Annotated in this window: 1 protein-coding gene; it reads right to left on the bottom strand. The window is 51.9% G+C overall.

From position 1 onward, the window contains the following. Nucleotides 1-27 precede the first annotated feature (27 nt). Nucleotides 28-537 carry a Tfp pilus assembly protein gene (locus U1T56_RS24495; protein WP_418162085.1) on the bottom strand — a complete coding sequence of 170 codons (510 nt, stop codon included), beginning with the start codon at nt 535-537 and terminating at the stop codon, nt 28-30. Nucleotide 538 lies beyond the last annotated feature (1 nt).

Genomic DNA, 538 nt, shown 5'->3' with positions numbered 1-538 from the left:
ATAGGACAAAATTTCGGAACGCAATACTTAAAAGCCGAATTCTGTTGTTAATGTAAACGGCGGCACATACAACCAACCACTCGGATCGGCGTGTCGACGGTCGGAGACAATGAGACGGATCGTCATGACGCCGCTGCGGCACAGGTTGCCTTCTTTTCGTGCGCAACGGAATGAAAACGATGAAGAGTCGTCCAGCAAAAAGCGGGAAGAGGTGATCGTTTCGCCATTGATCGCGAGCGCGCCGTCTTGGATGGACATCGTCATCCGCTCGATGCTTTCCGGCTTTTTCTCTTCGCGGGAGACAAGTCCGGTGTCTGCATCGGCTTTGAATTCTTGGTTTTTCACAAAAGTGACGGCCGTTAACGGCTTGTTTTCTTCTTGACTTTCCATTCCATCCGGAGAGAGCGTGTACAGCTCGTTCATTATTCGGGCCATGGCGTAGTCCGCTTCGCTGCGCAAGTCGTTTTCGATGCCGATGCGCTCGTAGGCGCGAATGCCGGTTAAAAACACCGTGTAGATAGCGCCGATGATGAGCAAA

Origin of the sequence: Benzoatithermus flavus (assembly GCF_037908215.1) — a bacterium.
GTDB lineage: Bacteria > Pseudomonadota > Alphaproteobacteria > Geminicoccales > Geminicoccaceae > Benzoatithermus > Benzoatithermus flavus.
This window is presented reverse-complemented; position numbering and strand designations above follow the sequence as displayed.